The organism is Streptococcus sanguinis, from assembly GCF_020729765.1.
Lineage (GTDB): Bacteria > Bacillota > Bacilli > Lactobacillales > Streptococcaceae > Streptococcus > Streptococcus sanguinis_Q.
Map to the genome: position 1 here is coordinate 1 of NZ_JAJEPD010000020.1, position 628 is coordinate 628.

1 pseudogene is annotated in these 628 nt (G+C 35.5%); it reads left to right on the top strand.

Annotation, left to right across the window (positions count from 1 at the left end):
- Positions 1–30: 30 nt before the first annotated feature.
- A pseudogene (locus tag K4H96_RS01615) lies at positions 31–546 on the top strand (T7SS effector LXG polymorphic toxin); the annotation flags it as partial.
- Positions 547–628: the final 82 nt, after the last annotated feature.

The following is a 628-nucleotide window of genomic DNA, read 5'->3' on the forward strand; positions in this document are numbered from 1 at the left end:
GAAATATATCATGAATAAAGGAGAACGAGTATGAAAATAGATATGACGGAGGTTAACAACCAGAAATCTGCGCTGACCAATTCCGTTACAAATCTCAATAATCAGATTGATACATCAAAGAACTCTTTTTCTAGCCTAACGGCTTCAAATAGTCTATCAGGAGATGTAAAGTCAGCTATTGATGGCAAAATAAATAATTATCAACTTCCTCTCTTAACCAACTTTAGTAATGCTCTAAACGTTCTGTCAGCTCAGTATGATAAGACTATTGAACAGTTCCAATCAACAGTATCAGAGAATGCGTCAGATGCGATAATTGATACGGATTATCTACAAGGACTGTTAGATGGTTTTTCAGATTTGGAGACCAATATTAGCACAGTGAATCAGCAGACTTCAACTATATATAGTTCTATTGCTGATATTATCAGTCTGACTAATCCAGATGCCAGTTTAATTACAACGCCATTATCAGAAGCTAAGACAATATTAACTGAAACAAAGGCGAATATGGAAACGTTTGATGGCTGGACAAGGGGAACTGAGGAAGTTGATAATTATTTATTTTGCCATCAATAGCTGACTTTACATCTCCTGATAGACTATTTGAAGCCGTTAGGCTAGAAAA